Source organism: Streptococcus suis, assembly GCF_019794615.1.
Classification (GTDB): Bacteria; Bacillota; Bacilli; order Lactobacillales; family Streptococcaceae; genus Streptococcus; species Streptococcus suis_AI.
In genome coordinates, this window is sequence record NZ_JAIMDU010000011.1 from 1 (window position 1) to 24557 (window position 24557).

Here is a 24557-nt window from a genome sequence, read left to right on the forward strand (position 1 = left end):
ATTGTCAGTTACCAACTTGTCCCATAGTAAGTTCTACCTTATTTTTTTGTCTCAGTCTAATTTCCAGCTTTTGTGTTAGACTAGAACTTACTTTGAGAAGTTAGCTTTTTGGATTCTTGGTGAAAAGTCAGTCAGAACACCTTGACAAATAGTTTAATTTCTTATAAAATAGATTGGTATGTTTAGTAACTGATCAAAACTAGCCGGCTAAACGAATACGAAAATCTAGAGGAGGTATTCATCGTGAAACGTACTTTTCAACCAAGTAAAATCCGTCGCGCACGTAAACACGGTTTCCGTAACCGTATGGCAACAAAAAATGGCCGTCGTGTGTTAGCAGCTCGTCGCCGTAAGGGACGTAAAGTGCTTACTGTAGTGTAATTGATGAACAAGAAACCAGCAGAAACTCGAGTCTGCTGGTTTTTTTCTTCTCATAAGAATCTTCTGAAATATGTTACAATAGTAGGAAAGAAAGTGATGGAACGATGATACAAATATTTGACACCCACACCCACCTCAACGTAGAGCAGTTTGACGGTCGGGTCCAAGAAGAATTAGACTTTGCCAAGGAAATGGGGGTCACCCTCCACAATGTGGTCGGTTTTGACCGAGCAACCATTGACAAGGCTATGGAACTGGCTGACCAGCATCCTGAAATTTATCTGACACTGGGCTGGCATCCGACAGAAGCTGGTTTTTATGATGACGAAGTGGAGAAATTTCTTCTCCAAGCTCTCCAACACCCTAAAGTAATTGCCCTGGGGGAGATTGGGCTGGACTACTACTGGATGACGGCGGATAAGGATACTCAGGCTCGTGTTTTCAAGCGACAGATGGAGTTGGCCAAGCAGTTGGATCTGCCCTTCGTGGTTCATACTCGTGATGCCTTGGAAGATACTTACCAGATCATCAAGGAAGTCGGCGTCGGTCCGCGTGGAGGCATCATGCACTCCTTCTCTGGAACGCTGGAGGAGGCTCAGGCCTTCATGGACTTGGGGATGCACATCTCCTTCTCGGGGGTGGTAACCTTTAAAAAAGCCGTCGAACTTCAGGAAGCGGCGCAAGCATTGCCCCTAGAAAAAATCCTGGTCGAAACGGATGCGCCTTACCTGGCTCCAGTTCCTAAGCGTGGTCGGGAAAATCGCACCGGCTACACCAGATATGTGGTGGAAATGCTGGCCCAGCTTCGCAACCAGTCGGTCGAAGAAGTGGCGAAAGCGACCTACGAGAATGCAAGGAGCTTGTTCAGAATTGACTCAGAAAATTAAGATACAGGAAGTCCTCGTTGTTGAAGGCAAGGATGATACAGCCAACCTAAAACGATTTTACGAGGTGGATACCTACGAAACCAGAGGCTCTGCCATATCAGACGATGACTTGGAACGCATCGAGAAACTCCATGACCTGCGGGGCGTCATTGTCTTTACTGACCCAGACTACAATGGAGAGCGGATTCGGAAGATGATTATGCAGGCCATTCCAACGGTCAAACATGCCTTTTTACAGCGTGACGAGGCTCGGCCCCAGTCCAAAACAAAAGGGCGGTCCTTGGGCATTGAGCACGCCAGCTTTGAGGACTTGGAAAAAGCCCTCGCAGGCGTGCGTGGTCATTACGATGATGAAAATAACTTTGACATCACCAAGTCCGATCTGATGCGCCTAGGGCTCCTTATGGGCGGCGACAGTCGCAAGCGGAGGGAATATCTGGGAGAGAAGCTCCGCATCGGCTATTGCAACGGCAAGCAACTGATCAAACGCTTGGAGCTATTTGGGATAAGTTTGGCGGAAGTCGAGGAGGCGATGGAGAGCTATCATGGATAGGGTCTACGCTGTTAAGTGCTTGGTTAAAAACGAGTTTGAACCTTCTTATGAAAATTATTCATCTTATGAAGAAGTGACCTACTTGCTGCCGGCTAATGTCCTTGTTTGGGAGGATGAGCAGGTTGATAAGAACAAACTAGCAGACTATTTGCGTGGTCTAGTTGAAGATGGCTATGTCAATGCGGATGGTATATGGAAGCAGAGCTGTTTGTTTCATATTGCCGGTGTGCAAGAAATGGACGACATGGTAGAGTTTGATGGCCCAGCCGTGGAAGTCTATCGCTGGTTTTACAATTTTGAACGTCTAGTTACTGAGGAAGAATTTTTGAATCTCTATTATTTTGATGATTTGGGGAGATAAACAATCTAGAGCGGAAATGACTATTTCTGCTTTTTTGAAGATTGCTACTGACATCTATTCGTGTTACAATATAGAAAACTAGGAGATTGGGATGGCCAAAATGTGTTCAAAGTTAATTTGAAAAAAACTAAGGGCAGATTGCTTTTAATCAACTGCTTTTATTTCTGGTATTACTGTATTTTTCGGAACGTTGCTGAAAAAATGAATTTCGTATTTTATTGGATAAAAAATATATACTACTTTCCTATATTTTTTAAAAGAGGTTGGGAAAGAGTTTCTAATGTTTATTGATGAATACAATTAGTTGGTATCATATTAATTTGTTGGAGAGAACTATATGAAAAACAATGATAGACTTAAATTGATGGTATCGGTATTGTTTGGTATTGTGATAGTGTCCTTGTTTCTACTGGTGAACTATTTTACACATGGAAGTCATTTAATCTTTGAAAAATTGGTTCAAGGAGAAGTATTGACAGGCTTGATGGTAGCCTTTCCGACTCTGATGCTTTGGAACTATTCGATTATTGATAGGAATAATAGCGAGAAAGAAAAAATAGAAAATGATAAAAGTCGGATAAAAAATGAAAAAAGACAGATAGCTCAACAAGCTTTAGAGATTGTTAAACATTATGACGAGCAGCTATATGATATTACCAATGAGATTGCCAAAGATGGGAGTCTAAGTTTACAAAAGTCTTCCAAAATTGTGTACATTATAAGAACATTCGAAAAACTATTTCAGGAATTGAATGCTGAGGAAGAAACGGGAATATATCTCGACTTGACTCAGGTTTTAGCAACTGTCTGTACGATTCGTTATCCTGAAAATTTACTCAATGAGCCCCGTGATAAGGATGTTACTCTTTGGAAAGAATCTTTAGGAAGTGTACTGCAACCGTTGCTTAAAGCTATTTTAGAAAAACATGACGAAGCCGGAATGAAGATGTTGGAATCTCCATCAGTGAAGTATTTTTGTTTGGTTGTTTTCGATTATTCGAATATAGGCTGTATTGAATTTAAAGATAAATCATTTGTGGAATGTAGATTTACGAAAAAATTTATTGAAACAAATAAATTTGAAAATTGTGAGTTCATTGATTGTTACATAGAGGATTAAAAATGATAGAGTTTTTAAAAGATTTTTTAAAGAATAACAGCATAAAAGGGAAAATTACACTAGGTAATGAGGAATTCTCTGAGGATGATCTTAAGGATATATTGGAAGATCAATATGACGTAGCAGTCGAAGAGACTGTTGTGGAAACTGAGAATGTAATATTAGATAAAAGAGAAAATATTGATGTGACACCATTTGTTACTGGCAATCAGTATTATGATTTGGCAGTAGATACGAATATTAGTTCGAGGAAGGAAATTTATAAAGAGATCGTCAGATTGTTGTCCGAACAAGGAGTTGAGGACTTTGGGCTTGAAGTTAATGATAAGAAAATTAGTATTAGTAAGAATTATCTGAACGAAGAAAATAAAGATCAGTATCCTTCAAATGTAGTTTGGGCAGGTTGGCACAGTCTGTATGATGAAAAAATGACTAGTTCAATGAATTTTAAATACTATATATTCTGTGTTCGCGATAATAGAGAATCCAGCAAGTATTTTACGATTGTTTTTCACGAAAATGAATTAAAAGAGGTTCTACGTAGGAAAAATGTTGACAAATCTGGAAAATACAATTTTTATTTTACTGGATATGATAATAGAAATAAATGAGTTATAGTATGAGAATCGCAGACAAAAACGTTACTCGTGCCGTCCTTGAACGCCACGGGTTTACCTTTAAGAAATCTTTCGGTCAGAACTTTTTGACCGATACCAATATTTTACAGAAGATTGTGGACACGGCAGAGATTGACCGAAATGTCAATGTCATCGAGATTGGTCCTGGAATCGGGGCCTTGACCGAGTTTTTGGCGGAAAATGCCGCCGAGGTCATGGCCTTTGAGATTGATGACCGCCTGATTCCAATTTTGGCGGACACCTTGGGTCGCTTTGACAATGTGACTGTGGTCAACCAAGACATCTTGAAGAGCGACCTACAGACCCAGATTCAGAATTTCAAAAATCCTGACCTACCTATCAAGGTCGTGGCCAACCTGCCTTACTACATCACCACACCCATCCTCATGCACCTGATTGAGAGCAAGATTCCCTTCAGCGAGTTCGTGGTCATGATGCAGCGGGAGGTGGCCGACCGCATTTCTGCCGAGCCAAACACCAAGGCTTACGGTAGCCTGTCCATTGCGGTCCAGTACTACATGACTGCCAAGGTGGCCTTCATCGTGCCTCGCACCGTCTTTGTGCCCGCACCAAATGTGGATTCCGCCATTCTCAAAATGGTCCGCCGCGAGCAACCCATGGTCAGCGTCAAAGACGAAGATTTCTTCTTCCGGGTGTCCAAGGCCAGCTTTGTGCACCGCCGCAAGACCCTGTGGAACAACCTGACCAACTATTTCGGTAAGTCCGAAGAGGTCAAGGACAAGCTGACGCAGGCACTTGGCATGGCAGAGCTGGAAGCCAGTGTACGTGGAGAAGCACTTTCTATGGCTGACTTCGCGCGTTTGTCTGACAGCCTCCAGGAAGTTGGCTTATCATGATACTAGCGCAGGCAGTTAGTTAATCAATTAGCTCAGTTTTGTGGATTGAGAGAACTGTCCTCCTTGACAATGAAAGCTCTCCAAGCCGAGCAAGGACTAGAACAAGTAAATGTTCTAGCCTTTTTTGGTGGTTCCATTCTAGCTGGTGGTGAACAACTGGCAGAAGCTATTCGAAACACGCTCGCTAAGACCTACATCATCGTAGGTGGAGCAGGTCATGTTTTTGATATTCATTGAATAATAGAGCAAAAACAAAAAGCTCGTCAATAGCAAATATCCGTTGGTATCCTTTGAGATGTAAAGTTTCAAGGAAAAGATATACGAAATGTGCTTTGATTGAGCTTTTAAAATAATGATTATAGACTATCTAAAATTTGTTGGGTAGATAAAATAGTGGCAAATTCTTCGTTCAGACTAGCCAAAGTCGAGTCTTGAATTTCTTGGGCACTAAATATTCTACCTTTATGGTCATGTAGTGGGAATGATGCAGTAGCGTCTTCCGCTAATGTGACTGAAAAACCTAAATTTGTAGCCATACGGGTGGTGGTGGATACACAATGAGGGGTTGTCAAACCGGCAATAATTAAACGACTGACACTTTGTTCTTTGAGAATTGCTTCTAAACTTGTTCCGATAAAAGCACTGTTAACAGTCTTGGTGATGACTAATTCATCTTCCAAAGGTTTCACTATATCAATAGCAGAGAACCCGTTTGATTTAAAATAGAAACGAGAATCTGGATGCTGGCTCCAATGATGGATATGAAAAATAGGTAGTTGGTTTTGTCTAAAATGTTTTAGTAACTTAGCTGCCTGGACTTCGGCCTGATCATTACTAGAAGAGCCCCAAGACCCATCTCGAAATGTTTGTTGAAAGTCAATTAGTACTAATGCCGTTTTCATTTTAACTCCTAAAAAAAATAAATTTATGGTATTTTAACACAGATAAAAGTTGTAGTAAAGTAATATGGTTGTGCTGGCTCGATTATTATACTCCGCGATTACATATTGAAAGTGAATTCGTTTTCTTATTTATCTGGGTGTAAACAGGGGTGTTATTCATTGACAGGTACATGAAAGCTTGCTATACTAGGGAGAACTGAGGCTGGGCAATATTGTTCCAGCCTTATCCTTTGTGGGAGGCAATTCGATGCTTGTTTTTCAATAAATTACGGTCGAATTTTAAGATTAGTGTGTAGAGGTGCCTCACCTAATTGTGCTGGTTAAATAAATATACTTGAGAACAAATAATAAAATTGAAGTAGTTTTTTCTTCCTAAAAAGGTATGCATATGTTTAAGAATACATTAAAAAAACATCCCCACCTTGTGGCTATTAGCCTATTTGTGGGCTTTTCTGTATTGTTGCTCGTCCCTCATATTGTGACCCGAGGGATGGTAACAGGAGCAGACTTGATTTTCCACTACAATCGGTTTTATGATGCGGCCATGCAAATGAAGGAAGGCAATTTTTCCTATATTATCAGCTTGTATGGTTACCAACAGTCAGGACGGATTGTCAATGCGCTTTATGGTCCATACTTTGCATACTTGCAGGGTGCTTTGGTTCTGTTGAGTGGGACATGGTTTCGTTATCAAATTCTATCCAATTTACTTTTAGGTACTTTAAGTGCGACCTCTTTGTATCTTCTCATGCGCGAGCTTAAAGTTAACTATTGGCATGCGATTTCCTTATCCATGTTCTTTGTGACTACGTATTCCATCCAGTATTGGTGGGCGACACAAGGATTTACTAGTTGGGGTGTGGCGTTATTTCCACTTTGTTTGATTCCTGCAGTTCGTTTCCTACAGACTAAAAAAGTGCCGATATTCCTCATGGCAGGAGCGGTAGGGCTCATGTTGCAGGTTCATATGCTTTCGACCTTATTTTTAGTCATTGCCTACGGGATTATTTTCTTAATTGGCTGGATGAAATCACATCAAAAATTGAAGATTATCAGAGATGTTGTCTTTTCGGTAGGTATTTTTCTCCTTTTAACCATCAATATTTGGTTACCACTTATTTACATAAATGGAACAAATACATTAGTACCGCCATTTGTGAATAAGAAATTTGTCTTGAATACTGTCACATGGCTCAAAACTGCTTTTCTATATTATCCCTATCCTCTACCTCTTTTCTTTGGAATCTATCTCTATTTCTTAGTGAAAAATTGGAAGAAACAATCAGTGGTTCTAGCGGGTCTAGCATTGACCTATGTGGTATTTCTCATTCTGTCGACTAACCTATTTCCATGGCAGTTGATAGCAGGGAAAGGTATTACTATAGTAGAATTGATTCAATTCCCTTTCCGATTTTTCCTTTATGCCAATGCCTTGTTACTAGCGGTGGTAGGAGTGCAAGTTTCGGGATTATCAGAAAAATTGCAGAAAAACTTTTCAGGTATAATCGTTGTTTCTCTTCTTATTGGCGTTGGTTTTCTTTGGCGGGAAAGCTACAAGGAAATAGAAGGGCACTATTATAGTGATACCTTCTTGCAGAAACGAATTTATACAACTCTATATGGTACGACTGAAGAATTACGCGATTCATTTCATTCGACAGATTTAGGTGAATTCATTCATCTAGCTCAGAAGTCTACTCCAGATTATGTCCCGGATTTAACAGTAAAATCTGGACCATTAACGAATGAAGAATCAGATGATACCTATTATGTTTATCGTGATCAGGTTATCCTACCAAACCAATCTTTTGATAAGCAAGTTGATGGGAATCGGCTAGTGATTACATGGACAGCAAATGAAGCAGAAGATACAGCGATTCCGATTATTGTTTACCAAGATAGCCAGTTGGTCCTAAATCATCAGGTGTTAAACAGGGAAGATATAAAACTTTCCACTATCGGAGTCCCAACAGTCAAAAGCCAAAAAGGGCAGAACAGCCTTGTCTTATCCTATAAGCAACAGTGGTGGTTGTTACCGGTGATTGCGATTAGCTTGATGGGGTGGGGATTATGGCTTTGTTATTATATGGCTTTCTATCGCAAATCAAAACTTTTAAAATTGAGAATATACAATGAAACAAATCAATCCTAAAGTAAGTAAGCAATTTGTCCTTGTCATAGTGATGACCGTGATTCTAGCAATGGGACGTGCTCTACTACTGAGTGGTATGGCTTATCCAATATGGTTTATTCCTTTATCGATAATAGCCTATCTTATCTTTACTTTTTATATTTTAGTCTTATTAGAAAAATATGAAGAGTTTATCAGAACTAAAACGTTTGCAAAATATGTTGGTTATTTTCTGGGTTTTCTTTACCTTGTTATGTTAGTCTATCGGCTCAATGCTAAGAAGTTTCAACCCTGGAATATTTTTCGGAACAATCTTTTTCAAATTGAGCTGCTTTTGATGCTGGCATTACCAATTATTTTGGCTCTTTTCTTACATAAGAATAGAGTGGTTCGTGAAAGGCTTCGTTCTTGGTCGACAAAGCATTTGGTACCCGATGTTTATTTATTATTAACGACTTTGTTCTCACTTAGTCCATTAGCAATTTCATATTGGAAAGATAGCCATTATGAGAGTTTAATCGAAAATGGTTCTTATACGGAATTTTTCAGCCAGACTCCCATTTTTGCGGCCATACATTTTGTGGCAATGTATTGTTTTCTACGCTATCTTTACAAATGTTTTAATGAGTTTAAATCAAATCGGACCAATGTGCATAGTATGCTTTTCATTAGTTTAGCCTTGGCAACCATTTCACATATTGGTTATCAAGCATCTATGGCAGGAGGCACAGGTTCTTATTTTACTAGGCACCTTTTCCCAGGGGCGATTGTTTTTCAAATTGCGTGTCTCTTTTTCTTAAATGTGATAATCAGTTTGGTCCTTAATCGACAAATTTTATCAGTTGCGTTAATCGCCTGTTTGAACGTAACTTTGATAACAGCTAATTTTCTTAAGTTCCGTTATCGTTCAGAGCCGTTAACTCCAAATGATTTCAAGTGGATTGGGAACATTGGGATGATTTTTAGTTTTATTAGCGTGAGAGTGGTACTTGTTACGCTTCTATTCTTGGTTATTCTGCTTTTTATTTATCGCCATCTTCGTACTCGCTTTTTTTTAGGGGTAATTGTTCAATCTTTTTGGAAACGACTCGCCGGAATTTCCGTCATCGTATCGTTGATCGTTGGAATGGGATGGGCGATTCGTAATGAGAAAGATCACAAGATTGTTGGTTGGGTTCCAATTCTTTCTCCGGTTAACAATTGGCGGAATGTTGACTGGAAAGGCTATGCTTTTGTGGCACGTTACCGTACATTATCCTTTCTCTGGTTGCAACAGCTTAGCAAGACAAGTATGGAGGAACCTCAAGATTACTCCGAGAAAACAATGAAGGCCATTGTTAAAAAATATACAGAGTTAGCTGAGGAAATCAATGCAGAACGGGGTGGGCAGCTAACTGACCAAACGGTTATTTATGTATTGAGCGAAAGTTTTGCGGATCCTCGTCGTGTTCCTGGGGTGACGATCAGTCAAAATGTAATACCTAATATTGAATACATTATGAGTCAAACAACAAGTGGTTTGATGAAGAGCGATCATTATGGTGGTGGGACGGCTAATATTGAATTCCAAGTATACAGTGGCTTGCCTTTCTACAATTACAACTCCTCTATTTCATCGGTCTATTTAGATGTTGCACCGAATATGAAGAAATTCCCAAGTATCAGTGACTTATATAATGAAAGTAATCGGGTCGCTATTCATCCATACTACGATACCAGTTACAACCGTAATACTATTTATAAACAGTTGGGGATTGATCGGTTCTATACCTTGAATAGTTCACAGTATCCGATAACTGTAGCGGATACAGATTACCAAGGGAATTTTGTTAGTGATCGAAAGACTTATGATTTGATATTGGATCAGGTTCGTTCTACTGACAATAAATTTGTGTCTGCCATTACTATGCAGAACCATGTGCAGTGGAATTCTTCAGAGCCTGCTACAATTACAGCAACTGGTCAAGGTTTTACTGCTGAGGAGAATGAAAACCTAAATAGCTATGTTCGTCTCTTATCCTTTACAGATCAGGAAACAAGGGATTTTCTAGACCAGCTTAAGACCTTGGATAAGAAAGTGACAGTTGTTTTTTACGGTGACCACCTACCAGGTTTGTATCCAGAGTCTGCTTTCGTGACGGACCCAAGTGCGCAGTACAAGACGGATTATTTCGTGTGGAGTAATTTTGAAACAGAAGACTATCATTACGACTTGGTCAATTCTAGCGACATGAATGCACTTATGCTGGAGACGACCAATAACAAGGTCAGTCCTTACTATGCTCTCTTGACGGAAGTGCTCCACAAGGATCGAGTGGGTCAGGCGGAACGCGACGCAACAGTTGCAGAAGAGCTCAAACTGGTCCAATATGACCTATCCACGGGAAAAGGCTACCTTTTGAAATACAAAGACTTTTTCAATGTGGCGACTGAAACGACAGAATAAAAATAGACCAAGTCAGATAGCTGGCTTGGTTTTGTTATGTGAAAAATCACACAAACTTGGAAAGTTGTGGTATAATAACGGTGTTTAATACAGATTTTTTATTGCTTTGCTTAGAAATCTATAAAATGGTGGAGAAGAAATGAAAAAGAGGGATTTTTGGCTAACCTTAACTTGTATTTTTGCAGTAGCCCTGCTCAATGTTGGCTTTCTGTACCAATATCGCTATATTATTGATGCTATTGCAGCTGGAGATAGACAGGCCTTTGAGTCCTATTTTGTGCTGATGGGGCTAACTGTCCTTGTCATGCTGGTCTTTGAATACATTCGTCAAATTGCCAATGTCAGCTATCTCAATCAAGTGGGTTTCCATTTGCAGGCGACCTTTATTGGGAAAATGTTTGATTTACCTTTTAGGCAGTTTGTTGAGCAAGGGGCAGGTGCTTATATTTCTCAGCTCAATAATGATTTGGAGACGGTGAAAGAAGATTATTACGACGCTTTCTTTACGATTTTTCAAGGTGTTTGTACCTTTGGCATTGCCAGTCTAGCCTTGCTTAGCCTGGATGGTCTGACCGCTATTTTCTTGATTCTGATCTCATTCTTACCAGTTGTGATTCCCTATTTGTTTAAAAAGCGGAGAAGGCTCAATCAGGAAGCGGTTTCAGACCGTCAGCAGGTCTATAATACAAGGGTTTCAGATGTCTTTCTGAGTTATTTGCAAGTGAAAAATAGCCACAAAAGACAGCAAATTTTAGATGGGCTGAGTGATCGCTATCAAGCAGTCAATGACAAGGTCGATCAGGCCAATCGAACGACAGTAACCATGCGGCTCTTAGTCGGTTTCGTCTTTTATCTGACCACGCTTTCGATTATCTTTATCGGTGGTTTTCAGGTTTTATCTGGGGCCTTGACCATCGGTGGCTTGACAGCTATTTTGACCATTTCAGAGCAGTTGGTGGATCCCATTAATAGCATTGCGGCAGCCTTTTTGGATAGGCATGCTGTTAAGGAATTGAAGAAAGAGTTTGAGCTATCTACTTTGGGTCAAGAAACGAAGGGACAGGAACTAGCTTCAGCTTTCCAGAGTATTCAACTGGTCAAGGCTAGTTATGCCATGGGTGAGAAACAGGTCTTTGAAGACCTGACCGTAGCGTTTGAACGTGGCAAGAAGTATTTAATTCTTGGGGAAAGTGGTTCTGGCAAATCTTCCTTGGCTCTTATTTTGACCAAGAATAGCCAACTGCAAGCAGGGGATATTTACTTTGATCAAATCTCTCTTTCAGACTTATCCTACAAAGCCATTCAAGACAAGATTTCCTATCTGCCACAAGAGGGAGCCCTTTTCCATGATACGGTTCTATACAACTTGACCATGGGACAGGATGTTTCAGAAGATAGGCTGATGTCCCTCATTAAGACCATGAACCTTGACAGTCGTTTCCCAAGTTATACTTCTTTGAGCGAGGAAATTAGTGATGATAGTGGACTGTCTGGTGGACAAAAGCAACGCCTGCTCTTGATCCGTGCCTTGCTGCAAGATAAGGATATCTTGTTGCTGGATGAAAGTCTATCTGCCTTGGATCAGGAAACCTATACAGTAATTGAAACCTACCTTACTTCACTAGCTGATAAGACGCTCATTCATATTTCCCACCGCGTGTCCGATGAGGTTCTTAGCCGTTATGATGGGGTAGTACGGATTGGGGCAGGTGAGTAAAATTAAAACAACCCAAGTAAGTTTATCTTACTCGGGTTTATTAACTAAAAAAGAATAGACTCTAAAACTAAAATATATTCTAATAAGATAGATAATATAGATAGATGAGGTTCTGTTTTGATTATTTCAAAATAAAAATTTGTATAATTTTTTCTAATACCGTAATGGCAGAAAAGAGTGAGACAACTATTAGCAGAGTTCGAGTACTTTTTTTCATATGAAAGCTCCTGTTTATGATATTGTTTTCTAAACTTTGTAACTAATGTAACACATACTTTATAAGTTGTAAAAAAAATCCCGTATATGCAAAAGAGGAATTGTGAAATGAATAGTTTTGGCCAAACATTTAAATTTATTAGGGAAGGTAAGGGAAAGAGCTTGGTGGAGGTTGCCAGAGGGCATCTCTCGACTTCGCAACTCTCACGGTTTGAAAACGGGGAATCTGACATAACAATTAGCAAACTTTTTGGTGTATTAGCAGAGTTGAATGTAGACTTTGATGAGTATTGTTATGCAAGTCAGGATTTCCAGAGAGATGAGTTGACTATAATTTTAGAACAACTGAGACAATCAATATATGGTAGAGATATAATGAAAATAAGAAAAATGCTGTCCGATCAACTAGTGAAAGCCCAGGGGGATTATCGTAGAGAATTTTATCGATTAAATGCTGTTTTAATCAAAATTAAATTAAGTGATCTAGATCAGGTGACAAAAGTTTCTTTGGATGAGTTAACGTATTTAACAGACTATCTCTTCCGAGTAGAGAATTGGGGCTACTATGAATTGACGTTATTTGCTAACACAATGGATGAATTGAATCATAGCTGTACTATGCTATTCTGTAGAGAATTGATAAAACGAACACAGTATTTTTCTGAAATACGACAAAATCGAAATGCTTTATCACAAATTTTACTAAATGCATATTTGGTTTGCATTGACCGAAATAAATTGTCGGATGCAGTTTATCTTGAAAAAATCATAAAAAATAATTTTTTTGAGGAAACGGCTGTGTTTGATCGTATTCTTTTTCGATATGGAAAGGGTTTCTATGACTATAAAAAGAATAAAGATCAAAATGGTATATTAGAGATGAGAAAGTGTATCGGTTTGCTGAGAGCAGTAGATAGTCAGAATATAGCAGACTGGTATGAAAAGTGTTTAGAAAATGTAATTGTGAATGATTGATTGCATAAATGGGATACGATTTTATTTATCCCATTTTTTTGTTTATAATAAAGTCACTTTGAAGGGAGAAGTAATATGTACACATTTTCAAATAATATTTCTTGGCAGAAAATAAATGATTATATTTATATTGTGAATGAGAGCACAGGACAAATTTATTATCTTGATCATATAAGTAAATATATATGGGAAGCAATTGACAATTCAATTGAAATTAGTAGTGTAATACAAGAGTTAAGTGACACTTACAATTTGAATAATGCTCAACTCAACAAAGATGTATTTTCATTTTTAATAGAGTTACAAAAAGAGGGGTTACTTTTATGAAAGATAATGCATCGTTTTTTTCGCTTTCGACTGTCATGGATGATGCATTTAAAAATGATAGTCCGGTTTTTGTAATAATTGAATTGACAACAAGATGTAATTGGCGTTGTAAACACTGTTATCTTCCTGAACATGCAAAAAATGGGTTGTCTACTGAGGACTTGAAAGAAATACTGAATGATTTACGGAAGTTTGGGGTTCACCATGTTGCGTTTACAGGTGGTGAGTTATTCATGAGGAACGATGCGTTGGATATTATCGAATATGCAAGAAAAAAATATTTTCGGGTAAGTATTTTGAGTAATGCTTCCTTAATAACTGATAGTATTGCAAAAAAACTCAAGGAATTATATATTACAGACTTTTCATCTACAATCTTTTCAATGGTGCCTGAAGTGCATGATTCGATAACAGGCATAAGAGGTTCGCATCGAGCAGCTATGAGGGGAATTAGAAGATTAAAAGAGAATGGAATAAAGATTGAACTCAAATCTCCAATTTTAAAGCAGAACAAGGATTCATTTGATAGTGTTTATTCCTATTGTCTAGAGAACGGATTCTCTTATTTATCTTCTACTTGTATCTTTCCTCGAACCGATGGTAATTATGCTCCATTAAGCTACTCACTAAATAATAACGAGTTAGAAGACGCGATTAAAATTTCTGATACGATAATGAATTATGAAGTCCAAGATTATTTAACAGAAAATATGTGTACTATTCTAAAAACTAGTTTTGCTATCTCGGCTACAGGGGATGTTTTTCCGTGTAACTCATTTTTTGTAAAAATGGGTAATATTTTGGAAGAATCCATTGTAGATATATGGAACAAGCCAAAATATCTGAATGTTAGAAATCTGAAAAATAGAGACTTGACTGATTGTTTAGAATGTGAGCTTGTTTCAATTTGTGATAGATGCCCAGCTACATCTTATTCAGAAGGAAATAGTTTTTATGGTTGCTCTAGTATAGCTAAAAATATTGCTAGAGCAAGATATAATAATTTTAAAAAGGAGAAAACAGATGTTAATTGAAAATAATGTTACTTATGCGGTGCCTCTATTGAATAAAGGGTTAACAGAACCAATATATGCATGCAGGCAAGGAACTTGTAATGGAAAATCGCATAATAAATGTTCTACAGAGGTAGATGAACCATCGGAACTTATTATGATTAGAAAAATTAGTTGATAGTTTGTAAATGATGTGGCTTAGGGTAGGGAGTAGCCTTCGCTCCCTTTTATTTATAAAAAATGTTAGGAAAAAGAAATGAAAAAAATCATCTATCAATTGAGGTCTGTTATTGCCATTCAGTTGATTTTCCATATCTTATATAGTTTAACAAATGTCGCTTTGCCGGAGTTAAATAAGTATCTTTTTGATCATATTTTTCAGATGGGCTGGATAGGACTTGTCTGGCTCTTATTGGCCTACGCTTTGACCATCATTGCCAATTCAGTCTTTCAGTACATTTCCCAGGTTTATGAGTGGAAGGTGTCTCAGGGATTCTATGTCACGGCTAAAAAAGGTCTGGCAAACAGCTTGTTATCACAGCCTTTAGCCAAATTTTTAGAGAAGAATGTCTCTGCCTATCTATCCATTTTTGACAACGATTTGGAAACCATTGAGGAGAGTTACCTGAGCCCCCTCATGGACATTATCCGCTCTAGTTTGAGCATGTTCATCTATGCGGTTTCCCTCTTTCTCTTTGTTCATCCCCTGGTTGCGGTTGGGATTATTCTGTCGTCTGCCTTGGCGGTTTTCATTCCCAAGTGGATTTCTGGTCCTCTTTCTCAGCGTCAGCGGGCATTTTTACAGAGTTTGGAAAGTTATTTTCAGGTGGTGACAGACCTCTTTTCTGCTAAGAACCGCGTTAATACCGAAACTTTCGGCTCCATCAGCCGTGTCCATCATCAGTCAGTAGAAGAAAGTGAGCAAGCCCGTTTTCGCTTTGGGCAATTCAAAACCTTGGCCAATGTTGTCAATGGATTTTCCATGTTTTTGGTGCAATTAACAGCTTTTGGCTTGGTCGGCTACCTCTTGTTGCAAAAAGAGTTGACCATTGGAGCTGCCATTGCGACTTTTAGCTATGTTGAAAATTTCATCTATCCTATGAAATACATCCTCTTGGATGTCAATTATATCCATTCGACCAAGGAAACGGTAGCCAACCTAGAAGACTATCTTGTTGGTCAGGTCTTGTCTGAGCAAGTGCCAAGCTATCCCAATGTGACAGCCTTGGAAGTGAAAGATGTAGCTTATCATGTGGGAGAATTAGCAGTCACCGATTTTTCCTATCGGTTTGACAAGGGGAAAAAGTATGCCATCATTGGTCAGTCAGCCAGCGGGAAATCCACTTTTCTACGAGTGTTGGCAGGAGAACTAGCTCTGGACAAGGGAAGTATTTCCTATCTGGAACATGATGTTTCACATGAAATGGAAGCAGCTACCGCCTTCTATCTCAGCCAGTTTGAGCATCTTTACCATACCGATTTTGAAAACAATGTGTCTGTTTTTGGGACCTATGAGAAGGGAAGAGATGTCATGCTTGGCTTGTTGAAGAGCTTGCCAAAGAGTTTACAGGACACCTTGCGTACAACAACAGACCCCAGTCTCTTGAGTGGTGGCGAAAAAAATATCCTGTGTCTGCTCCGTGCCCTGATGAGTGGTAAGGATGTCTTGCTCTTGGATGAACCGACCGCCCATTTAGATCCTGCCCTGACCAAGCAGGTCTTGACCAACCTCTTGCAGCTGGAGGACAAACTTATCATCACCATCTTGCACCAATCAGACCCTGCCATCCTAGACATGTTTGATGTGGTTTTGGAAATGCGTGATGGGAAATTGAGTGAGAAGATATAAAGGATAACCCCAAGTCATAAACTTTGACTTGGGGTTGTCCTTTATAAATAATGCGGAGGAAGGGATTTGAACCCTCACACCCAATGGGCACATGCGCCTGAAGCATGCGTGTCTGCCGTTCCACCACCTCCGCTTGCTTTTTATTATACTATTTTTCAATTGAAATAACTAGAGTAAAATGTAAAATCGAAACCGCTTGCGGTTTTTTCTTAGGAAATTTGGTATAATAGGAACAAGTACATACAAAGGAGTCTTCATTGCAAGGAAGAATTATCAAGGCCTTGGCTGGTTTTTACTATGTCGAGGCAGATGGACAGATTTATCAAACCAGAGCCAGAGGAAATTTTCGTAAGAAAGGCCAAACGCCCTATGTGGGTGATTTTGTGGATTTTTCTGCGGAGGAAAACTCAGAAGGCTATATTTTAAAAATCCATGAGAGGAAAAATAGTCTGGTTCGACCTCCTATCGTCAATATCGATCAGGCGGTAGTTATCATGTCGACCAAGGAGCCTGATTTTAATGCCAATCTACTAGACCGTTTCCTAGTGCTTTTGGAACAGAAGGATATGGATCCCATTATTTATATCTCTAAGATGGACTTGGTAGAAGATCGGGCGGAGATGGATGCCTTCAAGGCTATCTATGAGAAAATTGGCTATCCTTTTGTCTATAGTTTGGAGGAATTGACGCGATTATTGCAGGATAAGGTGACGGTCTTTATGGGGCAGACAGGGGTTGGCAAATCGACTCTTCTCAATCGCATTGCACCAGAATTAGCCTTGGAAACAGGGGCGATTTCAGATAGTCTGGGGCGTGGTCGCCATACCACTCGTGCGGTCAGTTTCTACAATGTCTTCGGTGGGAAAATTGCGGATACGCCAGGTTTCTCATCCCTAGACTATGAAGTCAAGGAGGCTGAGGCACTGACAGATTGTTTCCCAGAGATTGCGGAAGCCAGCCAGAACTGCAAATTTAGGACCTGTACCCACACTCATGAGCCGGATTGTGCAGTCAAAGAAGCTGTTGCCAGCTCTGCCATTTCCCAAAGTCGCTTTGACAATTATCTCCAATTCCTCAGCGAAATCCAAAATCAGCGTGAAACCTATGCCAAGGTAAGTAAGAAATTCAAATAGAAAGTTGGTTCTGTATGTCACATTATAAGATCGCACCGTCTATTTTGGCGGCAGATTATGCAAATTTTGAAAAAGAGCTCAAGCGTCTAGAAAAGACAGGTGTGGAGTATGTGCACATTGATGTCATGGACGGTCATTTTGTGCCAAATATTAGCTTTGGGGCGGATGTGGTTGCGGCTATGCGTCCTCATAGCAAGCTGGTTTTTGATTGTCATCTCATGGTGTCCAATCCTGAAAATCATATTGAGTCCTTTGCACGTGCGGGTGCAGATATTTTAACCATTCATGCAGAAGCAACGGTTCACCTGCATGGAACCTTGCAGAAAATCCGTGCTGCTGGTATGAAGGTGGGCGTGGTCATCAATCCAGGTACACCTCTTGTGACCATTGAGCCTGTGCTTAACTTGGTGGATCAGGTGCTTCTCATGACGGTCAACCCAGGTTTTGGTGGTCAGGCCTACATTCCAGAAGTGGCTGAGAAGATTGAGGCCTTGGTCAAACTTCGTGAAGCTAAAGGCTTGACCTTTGACATCGAAGTGGACGGCGGGATTGACGATAAGACCATTCATTCAGCCAAAAATGCGGGTGCCAATGTCTTTGTGGCAGGTTCCTACCTCTTCAAAGGCGATTTGGATGCCAACGTTGCCAAATTGAAAACAGCCCTCCATGATTAAGATTGCCCTAATAGCAGGTGGTTCATTTGACTGTCTTCCTGAGCCTGTAGACCTCTATGTAGGGGTAGATGCAGGCTCACTTCGTCTACTGGAACATTCCCTACCTCTTGACTGGGCTATCGGTGATTTTGACTCGGTGACATCTGAAGAATTAGGGCGGATAAAGGATCTAGCAGAGCGGTTCCTACAAGCACCTGCTGAAAAAGATGACACAGACTTAGAATTAGCGTTAAAGGAAGTGTTCAAAGTTTATCCGCAGGCCCAGGTTCACATATACGGTGCTTTAGGTGGACGCATGGATCATATGATGGCCAATCTCTTTCTAGCTGCAGAGCCTGACTTGGCACCCTACATGGAGCAAATTGAATTGGTGGACAGTCAGAATATCGTTCGTTTTCGACCAGCAGGACGTCATGTCATTCAACCTATTCAAGGAATGACCTATATTTCCTTTATGCCGTCGGACCAGAGTTGCCTGACCATTCGTCATGCCAAGTACCCGCTGGATGCCAGCAATTATTTTTTCAAAAAATGCTATTCCTCTAACGAATTTATAGATAGAGACATAGTCATTCAACTGGATAAGGGCTACGTGGTCCTGATCTACAGTAAGGACAAGAATTAGATGGATATTGTTTTACTTATTTTGCTGATACTGGTCTTGCTCGCCTTGGTTTTTCTTTATGGAAAATGGCAGAGCTTGGCCCTGCTTTTGCAAGATCAGGCAGAAGACACTGCAGACAACTTGTCTGATCAGCTCAGCTATCAACTAGAAAATGCAACCCTCAAACAGCAGCAAGCCATTCATCAGGAAGTGGAAAGACTCCGCACGGAGCTTTACCAACAGCTAACAGACATCCGTCAAGAGCTAAATAAGAGCCACTTGGAAACGCGAGATGCTACCGACCGCCGTTTGCAGGCCATTCAGGAGTCCAATGAAAAACGCCTGGAAGAAATGCGGCAGACGGTTGAGGAAAAACTAGAGAAAACCCTGCAAACCCGCCTACAAGCTTCCTTTGAAACAGTGTCCAAGCAGTTGGAATCGGTCAATCGTGGTCTGGGCGAAATGCAGACGGTGGCGCGTGATGTTGGTAGTCTTAACAAGGTTCTGTCTGGCACCAAAACCCGTGGCATCATGGGTGAATTGCAGCTGGGACAGATTATCGAAGATATTTTGACACCTAGCCAATATGAGCGAGAGTTTGCCACGGTTTCAGGCTCTAGTGAGCGCGTGGAGTATGCGGTCAAGCTACCAGGACGGACTGAAGGCGACTATATCTATCTGCCGATTGACTCCAAGTTTCCGCTGGCGGATTACTATCGCTTGGAAGATGCCTACGAAAGTGGGGACAAGGACCAGATTGACTTCCATCGGAAAAATCTCTTGGCTGCTATTAAACGTTTTGCAAAGGACATTCAGAGCAAGTACCTCAATCCGCCTGAAACGACTAATTTTGGTGTGTTGTTCTTGCCAACCGAAGGGCTTTATTCAGAGGTGGTCCGCAATCCGATTTTCTTTGACGACCTTCGCCGTCAGGAAAATATTGTGGTAGCAGGACCGACCACCCTTTCTGCCCTGCTTAATTCGCTCTCTGTCGGCTTTAAAACCCTCAATATTCAACGGTCGGCCGATGATATTTCCAAGGTCTTGGGCAATGTCAAGCTGGAATTTGGCAAGTTTTCTGACCTCTTGCTTAAGGCTCAGAAACAACTCAATCAGGCCAGCAGCAATATTGACAAACTCCTAACCACTCGCACCAACGCCATCGAGCGTAGTCTTCGAGCCATCGACCTATACGAAGATGACCAAACTAAGGGACTGCTTGGCTTATCCCCATTAGATGAGGAAGATAATGAAAATTAACCAAATGAAAAAAGATGAATTCTTCGAAGGATTCTATTTGATTAAAACAGCAGAAGTCCGTCAAACACGGGCTGGTAAAGACTACCTGGCTCTGACCTTCCAAGATGAGACAGGTGAGATTGAGGGCAAGGTCTGGGACGCCCAACCAGGGAAAATCAAGGATTTTACTGCTGGAACTGTAGTTCATATGCAGGGACGCCGTGAAGTCTACAATAATTCACCCCAAGTCAATCAGTTGGTTCTCCGTTTACCAAAAGCTGGCGAACCAAACGACCCTGCTGAGTTCAAGGAAAAGCCACCTGTGGATGTCAAGGACACCAAGGACTACCTAAATCAGATGATTTTCCGCATCGAAAATGCCACTTGGCAGCGGATTGTCCGTGCTCTTTACAGTAAATATGAAAAGGAATTTTATTCCTATCCAGCGGCCAAGACCAATCACCATGCCTTCTATTCAGGTTTGTCCTTCCATACAGCGACCATGGTCCGCTTGGCTGATAAAATTGGTGACATCTATCCTCAGCTCAATAAGAGCCTACTCTTTGCAGGAATCATGCTGCATGACCTAGCCAAGGTGATTGAACTGACAGGTCCTGATAACACAGGCTACACTGTCCGTGGAAATTTGATTGGGCACATTTCCTTGATTGATGAAGAGATTACCAAGGTTTTGGTGGAATTGGGCATTGATGACAGTCTGGAGGAAGTGACTGTTCTGCGCCACGTTATCCTCAGCCACCACGGGCTCTTGGAGTATGGTAGCCCAGTCCGTCCGCAGATTATGGAGGCGGAAATCCTCCACATGATTGACAACATCGATGCGGAAATGATGATGATGCTATCGGCCTTGGACAAGGTCGGTCCAGGCGAGATGACCAACCGTATCTTTGCCATGGACAACCGCGCCTTCTATAAGCCCAATATCGACTAATGGTAGTTAAGATTTTATCTCGACAGCCCCTCACCAAAGGCTGGTCCACGGACCAAAAGTACAAGGTCCAGCTAGAAGATGGTCGCTTTGGTCTGTTGAGAATAGCAGAGCGGCCAGCCTATGAGGCTAAGCGATTAGAGTTTCAGTTAGTTGAAAACCTGTTTGGTTTAAGTTTGCCTGTGGCAGAGCCACTAAGATTTGGGGCGGATGATTTGTCAGTCTACACCCTTTATGAATGGGTGGAAGGACAGGATATGAATGAAGTGGCTTCCGATTTGCCTGATTCTGTCTTGTATGAATTGGGCTGTCAGGCTGGAAAGTTTTTACGAGCCCTGCATGGTCTGCCTATTGATCAAAGTCTGCGCGACTGGAACAGTTTTTATCAGGCAAAGATTGACTGTAAATTAGCTGCCTACCAAGCAGCTAGTCATTCCTATCCAAATGGTCAAGCTATGATAAACTTTGTCCAGGCCAATCGCCACTTGCTTGAAGGGAGGCCGATTGCCTACCATCATGGAGATTTTCATACAGGGAATTTTCTACTGGGAAGAGATGGAAAACTAAAAATCTTAGACTTTGATCGCTACGATATAGGAGACCCCTGGGAAGAATTTAATCGATTGATTTTCACGGTAGATTTGTCTCCAGCCTTTGCACGTGGTCAGGTGGATGCCTATTTTGATGGCGCTATTCCAGAGGAATTTTGGAGACTCACTGCACTTTATGTCACAGTAAATAGTCTAGGAGCTCTTTCTTGGGCAGAACAAGTAGATCCCGAACAAATTCCCTTGATGCAGTCACAAGCTGAGAGAATAGTTGAGTGGTATGAACACTATAGGCATTTTTTCCCTACATGGTATCGGTAGTATTTCTATAAAATGCGAAAAAAGACGGACTTTTTATATAAAAAGTTCGCTTTTTGTTGTTTTTGTGATATAATAGAAAAAATAAATTTAGAGGATGATTATATGAAGTTAAGAAGAAGCGAACGGATGGTAGTGATTTCCAATTATCTCATCAACCACCCTTATGAATTGACAAGTTTGAATACCTTTGCTGAAAAGTATGAATCAGCTAAATCTTCCATTTCCGAAGATATTGCCATCATTAAAAAGGCTTTTGAGGAAAGCTCGATTGGGAAAATTGAAACCATCACTGGTGCTAGTGGAGGTGTTGTGTTCACACCGTCCATCTCAAAAGAAGAGTCGTTGCAAATCGCAGAGACACTGCGCAGTCAGATGGCTGAAAGTAGCCGTATCTTACCTGGCGGTTATATTTATTCCTCAGACCTCTTATCAACACCTCACATCCTAAAAAATGTGGGTCGCATTATTGCTAATGCATTTAAAGATGAAAAAATCGATGCTGTCATGACAGTTGCAACAAAAGGTGTTCCATTAGCTAATGCGGTTGCCAATGTTCTTAATGTACCATTTGTCATCGTTCGCCGTGATTTGAAAATTACTGAAGGGTCAACTGTTTCTGTCAACTATGTGTCAGGATCTAGCGACCGTATTGAAAAGATGTTCCTGTCTAAGCGTAGTTTGAAGGCGGGAAGCCGTGTCTTAATCGTCGATGACTTCTTGAAAAATGGTGGAACTATCAATGGTATGATTAGCCTCTTGTCTGAGTTTGACTCGACTTTGGTAGGCGTGGCTGTCTTTGCGGAAAACCAAAAAGGGGACCGCAGCGTAGCGAATTACAAATCCCTGCTGGCTGTGACGGATATCAATGTCAAGGAAAACCGCGTTGACGTCGAATTGGGGAATATTTTTGAATAATTCTGTAGCCTCTCTAACGAGAGGTTTTTTTGTATCCGTGAATATCCTGTTATAATGATGCACAAATTTACTGTTGAAATAATGCAAGGAGGGATTTGTTAGTGCGATTTTATGGGGAAAATCCAATATAATTGTAACAAAAAAATAGCAAAAATTATTGACTAAAAACAAATACGTTGTTATAATACAAATATAAACAAGTTTTATTGAATATATAGTTCTGTGAAGAATCCCAGTTACGAGTGATATAAAGTTATTAAAAAATTTCCTTGTTCAATCGTGTAACCAATCCGATTATCATGCTGTCAAAAATCATCTGTATTCTATAGCTATCAAAAAAATGTCAGGGTAATGAAATAATGAAAATTGAAAAAGTATATGTACTTATCTTTTTTGGGTGTCTAATGCTTTCATCCATCACATTTCTAGCATATGATCATGTCAACGAAGAAATAAAGAAATACATTATTTGGGTCAATATTCTATTCTTTATAGTAGTCCTAGCCATGATTCTATATGCAAAATTGATTTTAAAAAAATAATAGTTACACTTGCAAAAGTGGATGCTACAGTCGTTGTTGGTGTGGTTGTGTAGTACAAAGGGAGACGTTGTAAGTTCTGGTGATGAAACTTCAAAGTGAAAAAGAAATTTCAATGGTTGTTATACTACTTATTGCTTTCACTATTCTAAGCATTTTAAGTGTAACGAATAAACTTATTTTAAACAGGCGCATTCATACAGAACTAAGAATAAGGAGTGGTTTACACACGATTTTTCAACAGTTCTGTGAGAGGGAAGTTGTAGATCCCTCTAAAATTGTCGAATCAAAGGCTTTTTGGTATCGCCCAATAGCACATACAGTCGGAGTAAAAAATATAGAAAGCAATTATTTGGTTGATGCCTTTGCTTTTTTACATGAACTCTATCATTCTAAGGACAGAAATAGATTGCTAAAGCTACAATCCTTTACATCTCTATATTTTAATCTGATTTCGGTATCTCTGAAGTTATTAGCTTCGTATTCATTATTGTTTCAGAAATACATTTCTTTTTTGAAGTCGCTAATGCTAATTGATTCGGCCATGCTACTAGTTTGTATACCCATCACGCTATCTATAGAAACATACGCTTCTGAAGGAGCTCTCTCCTTTTTAGAAGAAAAGCAGTACCTAGAGCCAAATAGACTTGTGAAATGTCTATCAAGCCAAGCAATACTTAGCTATGTTTTTCAATTCATTATTTATTCAATATTGTCAATGATTTTGTTCTATCTGGTGGAGTAAAAATAAAGTTTTTGGTGAAGTTGGTATATATAGGCTTGTTTTATCTGCTATGGACGGAAACTCATGTTGTATGCAGGTGTTCTAGTTTTTTCAAATTTCCTAATTCCATTTTTAAAACAGTGGGAATACAAGTTACGTAGGCAAGGTAATAGTGAAGAAGCGGATTTTCAAGATTTATCGTACGACAGTTTAGGGTTAATGCAGACTGTTGTTTCTGGAAATACTATGGAAAAAATAAAATTTGTCAAAGAAATAGGTTACGTTATTCTGGTAGCAATATTGTTGATAGCCTTTATCTATCGATTGGGCTTGTCCAATGTCGGGAAGCTTGAATTGATGATCTATGTTATGTTTTTCAGTCTTGCCCTTGTGCATCTGTTGAAACGAAACAAGAAAAAATAATTTAAGATTTAATCAAAGGAGCAAATCTATGCCAATCTATCTACTATTTGTTACCCTTTCGCTAAATGTAGTTGTGCTGAACCAACTCTATCTCTTTTACAAGAAAAAGAAAGAC

Annotated in this window: 26 protein-coding genes and 1 tRNA gene; 25 read left to right on the forward strand and 2 right to left on the reverse strand. The window is 40.1% G+C overall.

Features of this window, described 5'->3' with window-relative positions; all coding sequences use genetic code 11:
* Positions 1-243 precede the first annotated feature (243 nt).
* From rpmH to K6V43_RS04225, 8 genes are all read left to right on the forward strand, one after another.
* Complete coding sequence (rpmH, locus tag K6V43_RS04190) at positions 244-381, forward strand: 50S ribosomal protein L34 (RefSeq protein WP_222381833.1); 138 nt, start codon at positions 244-246, stop codon at positions 379-381.
* 104 nt (positions 382-485) lie between these two features.
* On the forward strand, positions 486-1268 hold the full coding sequence (locus K6V43_RS04195; protein ID WP_222381835.1) for a TatD family hydrolase: 783 nt from the start codon (positions 486-488) through the stop codon (positions 1266-1268).
* Positions 1252-1821: a ribonuclease M5 gene (gene rnmV / locus K6V43_RS04200; RefSeq protein WP_222381925.1), complete on the forward strand. Its 570-nt coding sequence runs from the start codon at positions 1252-1254 to the stop codon at positions 1819-1821. Before K6V43_RS04195 ends, rnmV begins: the two co-directional genes overlap by 17 nt.
* Positions 1814-2182 (forward strand): hypothetical protein, encoded by a 369-nt coding sequence (locus tag K6V43_RS04205; RefSeq protein WP_222381837.1) that lies wholly within the window; start codon positions 1814-1816, stop codon positions 2180-2182. The genes rnmV and K6V43_RS04205 overlap by 8 nt, the downstream gene beginning before the upstream one ends.
* Before the next feature lie 337 nt (positions 2183-2519).
* On the forward strand, positions 2520-3302 hold the full coding sequence (locus tag K6V43_RS04210) for a hypothetical protein (protein WP_222381840.1): 783 nt from the start codon (positions 2520-2522) through the stop codon (positions 3300-3302).
* Between the two features lie 2 nt (positions 3303-3304).
* Entirely contained in the window at positions 3305-3913 is a 609-nt protein-coding gene (locus tag K6V43_RS04215; RefSeq protein ID WP_222381843.1) for a hypothetical protein, read from the forward strand.
* A gap of 8 nt (positions 3914-3921) precedes the next feature.
* Positions 3922-4797, forward strand: coding sequence for a 16S rRNA (adenine(1518)-N(6)/adenine(1519)-N(6))-dimethyltransferase RsmA (gene rsmA, locus K6V43_RS04220; RefSeq protein ID WP_222381845.1), 876 nt, complete (start codon positions 3922-3924; stop codon positions 4795-4797).
* Between the two features lie 63 nt (positions 4798-4860).
* Positions 4861-5034, forward strand: a complete 174-nt coding sequence (locus K6V43_RS04225; protein ID WP_222381847.1) for a hypothetical protein — start codon at positions 4861-4863, stop codon at positions 5032-5034.
* Positions 5035-5153: 119 nt separating this feature from the next.
* Here the strand turns inward: K6V43_RS04225 and K6V43_RS04230 are convergent, their stop codons facing one another.
* A complete protein-coding gene (locus K6V43_RS04230) occupies positions 5154-5699 on the reverse strand; it encodes a cysteine hydrolase family protein (protein ID WP_222381849.1) in 546 nt (181 codons plus the stop codon).
* Between the two features lie 388 nt (positions 5700-6087).
* Between K6V43_RS04230 and K6V43_RS04235 the strand changes: the two genes are divergently transcribed.
* The 8 genes from K6V43_RS04235 (at position 6088) to K6V43_RS04270 (ending at position 16373) form a co-directional block, all read left to right on the forward strand.
* A complete protein-coding gene (locus K6V43_RS04235) occupies positions 6088-7851 on the forward strand; it encodes a glycosyltransferase family protein (protein ID WP_024403805.1) in 1764 nt (587 codons plus the stop codon).
* The gene (locus K6V43_RS04240; RefSeq protein ID WP_222381850.1) at positions 7832-10276 is read left to right on the forward strand and encodes a sulfatase-like hydrolase/transferase; all 2445 of its coding nucleotides are present in this window, start codon (positions 7832-7834) and stop codon (positions 10274-10276) included. The genes K6V43_RS04235 and K6V43_RS04240 overlap by 20 nt, the downstream gene beginning before the upstream one ends.
* Before the next feature lie 139 nt (positions 10277-10415).
* Positions 10416-11993 carry an ABC transporter ATP-binding protein gene (locus tag K6V43_RS04245; protein ID WP_222381852.1) on the forward strand — a complete coding sequence of 526 codons (1578 nt, stop codon included), beginning with the start codon at positions 10416-10418 and terminating at the stop codon, positions 11991-11993.
* Between the two features lie 324 nt (positions 11994-12317).
* Positions 12318-13184, forward strand: coding sequence for an Rgg/GadR/MutR family transcriptional regulator (locus tag K6V43_RS04250; protein WP_024403802.1), 867 nt, complete (start codon positions 12318-12320; stop codon positions 13182-13184).
* Positions 13185-13259: 75 nt separating this feature from the next.
* Positions 13260-13511: a PqqD family protein gene (locus K6V43_RS04255; protein WP_024403801.1), complete on the forward strand. Its 252-nt coding sequence runs from the start codon at positions 13260-13262 to the stop codon at positions 13509-13511.
* Positions 13508-14545, forward strand: coding sequence for a radical SAM/SPASM domain-containing protein (locus tag K6V43_RS04260; RefSeq protein ID WP_222381854.1), 1038 nt, complete (start codon positions 13508-13510; stop codon positions 14543-14545). The genes K6V43_RS04255 and K6V43_RS04260 overlap by 4 nt, the downstream gene beginning before the upstream one ends.
* Positions 14535-14702, forward strand: coding sequence for a KIS family RaS-RiPP peptide (locus tag K6V43_RS04265; RefSeq protein WP_153309272.1), 168 nt, complete (start codon positions 14535-14537; stop codon positions 14700-14702). Before K6V43_RS04260 ends, K6V43_RS04265 begins: the two co-directional genes overlap by 11 nt.
* Positions 14703-14780: 78 nt before the next feature.
* Entirely contained in the window at positions 14781-16373 is a 1593-nt protein-coding gene (locus tag K6V43_RS04270) for an ABC transporter ATP-binding protein (RefSeq protein ID WP_222381856.1), read from the forward strand.
* Between the two features lie 51 nt (positions 16374-16424).
* Here K6V43_RS04270 and K6V43_RS04275 read toward each other — a convergent pair.
* A tRNA-Leu gene (locus K6V43_RS04275) sits at positions 16425-16506 on the reverse strand.
* A 124-nt stretch (positions 16507-16630) separates the two neighbouring features.
* On the opposite strand from K6V43_RS04275, the gene rsgA reads away from it, so the two are divergent.
* The 9 genes from rsgA to K6V43_RS04320 all read left to right on the forward strand — a co-directional run bounded on the left by rsgA (position 16631) and on the right by K6V43_RS04320 (position 24442).
* Entirely contained in the window at positions 16631-17506 is an 876-nt protein-coding gene (gene rsgA, locus K6V43_RS04280; RefSeq protein WP_222381859.1) for a ribosome small subunit-dependent GTPase A, read from the forward strand.
* A gap of 14 nt (positions 17507-17520) precedes the next feature.
* Positions 17521-18180 (forward strand): ribulose-phosphate 3-epimerase, encoded by a 660-nt coding sequence (rpe, locus tag K6V43_RS04285; RefSeq protein ID WP_222381862.1) that lies wholly within the window; start codon positions 17521-17523, stop codon positions 18178-18180.
* Entirely contained in the window at positions 18173-18805 is a 633-nt protein-coding gene (locus K6V43_RS04290) for a thiamine diphosphokinase (protein WP_222381865.1), read from the forward strand. Before rpe ends, K6V43_RS04290 begins: the two co-directional genes overlap by 8 nt.
* Positions 18806-20044 (forward strand): DNA recombination protein RmuC, encoded by a 1239-nt coding sequence (locus K6V43_RS04295; RefSeq protein WP_222381869.1) that lies wholly within the window; start codon positions 18806-18808, stop codon positions 20042-20044.
* Complete coding sequence (locus K6V43_RS04300) at positions 20034-20975, forward strand: 3'-5' exoribonuclease YhaM family protein (protein WP_222381871.1); 942 nt, start codon at positions 20034-20036, stop codon at positions 20973-20975. The genes K6V43_RS04295 and K6V43_RS04300 overlap by 11 nt, the downstream gene beginning before the upstream one ends.
* On the forward strand, positions 20975-21841 hold the full coding sequence (locus tag K6V43_RS04305) for a phosphotransferase (RefSeq protein ID WP_222381874.1): 867 nt from the start codon (positions 20975-20977) through the stop codon (positions 21839-21841). Before K6V43_RS04300 ends, K6V43_RS04305 begins: the two co-directional genes overlap by 1 nt.
* 102 nt (positions 21842-21943) lie before the next feature.
* Positions 21944-22756, forward strand: coding sequence for a pur operon repressor (gene purR / locus K6V43_RS04310; protein WP_024391625.1), 813 nt, complete (start codon positions 21944-21946; stop codon positions 22754-22756).
* A 621-nt stretch (positions 22757-23377) separates the two neighbouring features.
* The gene (locus K6V43_RS04315) at positions 23378-24040 is read left to right on the forward strand and encodes a hypothetical protein (protein WP_222381876.1); all 663 of its coding nucleotides are present in this window, start codon (positions 23378-23380) and stop codon (positions 24038-24040) included.
* A gap of 63 nt (positions 24041-24103) precedes the next feature.
* A complete protein-coding gene (locus K6V43_RS04320; protein ID WP_222381877.1) occupies positions 24104-24442 on the forward strand; it encodes a hypothetical protein in 339 nt (112 codons plus the stop codon).
* Positions 24443-24557 lie beyond the last annotated feature (115 nt).

Excerpts from the sequence above, each read along its gene's own strand:
- K6V43_RS04195 (WP_222381835.1), top strand. The coding sequence starts at position 486 with ATGATACAAATATTTGACACCCACACCCACCTCAACGTAGAGCAGTTT.
- K6V43_RS04205 (WP_222381837.1), top strand. The coding sequence starts at position 1,814 with ATGGATAGGGTCTACGCTGTTAAGTGCTTGGTTAAAAACGAGTTTGAA.
- K6V43_RS04210 (WP_222381840.1), top strand. The coding sequence starts at position 2,520 with ATGAAAAACAATGATAGACTTAAATTGATGGTATCGGTATTGTTTGGT.
- K6V43_RS04215 (WP_222381843.1), top strand. The coding sequence starts at position 3,305 with ATGATAGAGTTTTTAAAAGATTTTTTAAAGAATAACAGCATAAAAGGG.
- rsmA (WP_222381845.1), top strand. The coding sequence starts at position 3,922 with ATGAGAATCGCAGACAAAAACGTTACTCGTGCCGTCCTTGAACGCCAC.
- K6V43_RS04230 (WP_222381849.1), bottom strand. The coding sequence starts at position 5,699 with ATGAAAACGGCATTAGTACTAATTGACTTTCAACAAACATTTCGAGAT.
- K6V43_RS04235 (WP_024403805.1), top strand. The coding sequence starts at position 6,088 with ATGTTTAAGAATACATTAAAAAAACATCCCCACCTTGTGGCTATTAGC.
- K6V43_RS04240 (WP_222381850.1), top strand. The coding sequence starts at position 7,832 with ATGAAACAAATCAATCCTAAAGTAAGTAAGCAATTTGTCCTTGTCATA.
- K6V43_RS04245 (WP_222381852.1), top strand. The coding sequence starts at position 10,416 with ATGAAAAAGAGGGATTTTTGGCTAACCTTAACTTGTATTTTTGCAGTA.
- K6V43_RS04250 (WP_024403802.1), top strand. The coding sequence starts at position 12,318 with ATGAATAGTTTTGGCCAAACATTTAAATTTATTAGGGAAGGTAAGGGA.
- K6V43_RS04255 (WP_024403801.1), top strand. The coding sequence starts at position 13,260 with ATGTACACATTTTCAAATAATATTTCTTGGCAGAAAATAAATGATTAT.
- K6V43_RS04260 (WP_222381854.1), top strand. The coding sequence starts at position 13,508 with ATGAAAGATAATGCATCGTTTTTTTCGCTTTCGACTGTCATGGATGAT.
- K6V43_RS04265 (WP_153309272.1), top strand. The coding sequence starts at position 14,535 with ATGTTAATTGAAAATAATGTTACTTATGCGGTGCCTCTATTGAATAAA.
- K6V43_RS04270 (WP_222381856.1), top strand. The coding sequence starts at position 14,781 with ATGAAAAAAATCATCTATCAATTGAGGTCTGTTATTGCCATTCAGTTG.
- rpe (WP_222381862.1), top strand. The coding sequence starts at position 17,521 with ATGTCACATTATAAGATCGCACCGTCTATTTTGGCGGCAGATTATGCA.
- K6V43_RS04290 (WP_222381865.1), top strand. The coding sequence starts at position 18,173 with ATGATTAAGATTGCCCTAATAGCAGGTGGTTCATTTGACTGTCTTCCT.
- K6V43_RS04295 (WP_222381869.1), top strand. The coding sequence starts at position 18,806 with ATGGATATTGTTTTACTTATTTTGCTGATACTGGTCTTGCTCGCCTTG.
- K6V43_RS04300 (WP_222381871.1), top strand. The coding sequence starts at position 20,034 with ATGAAAATTAACCAAATGAAAAAAGATGAATTCTTCGAAGGATTCTAT.
- K6V43_RS04305 (WP_222381874.1), top strand. The coding sequence starts at position 20,975 with ATGGTAGTTAAGATTTTATCTCGACAGCCCCTCACCAAAGGCTGGTCC.
- purR (WP_024391625.1), top strand. The coding sequence starts at position 21,944 with ATGAAGTTAAGAAGAAGCGAACGGATGGTAGTGATTTCCAATTATCTC.
- K6V43_RS04320 (WP_222381877.1), top strand. The coding sequence starts at position 24,104 with ATGTTGTATGCAGGTGTTCTAGTTTTTTCAAATTTCCTAATTCCATTT.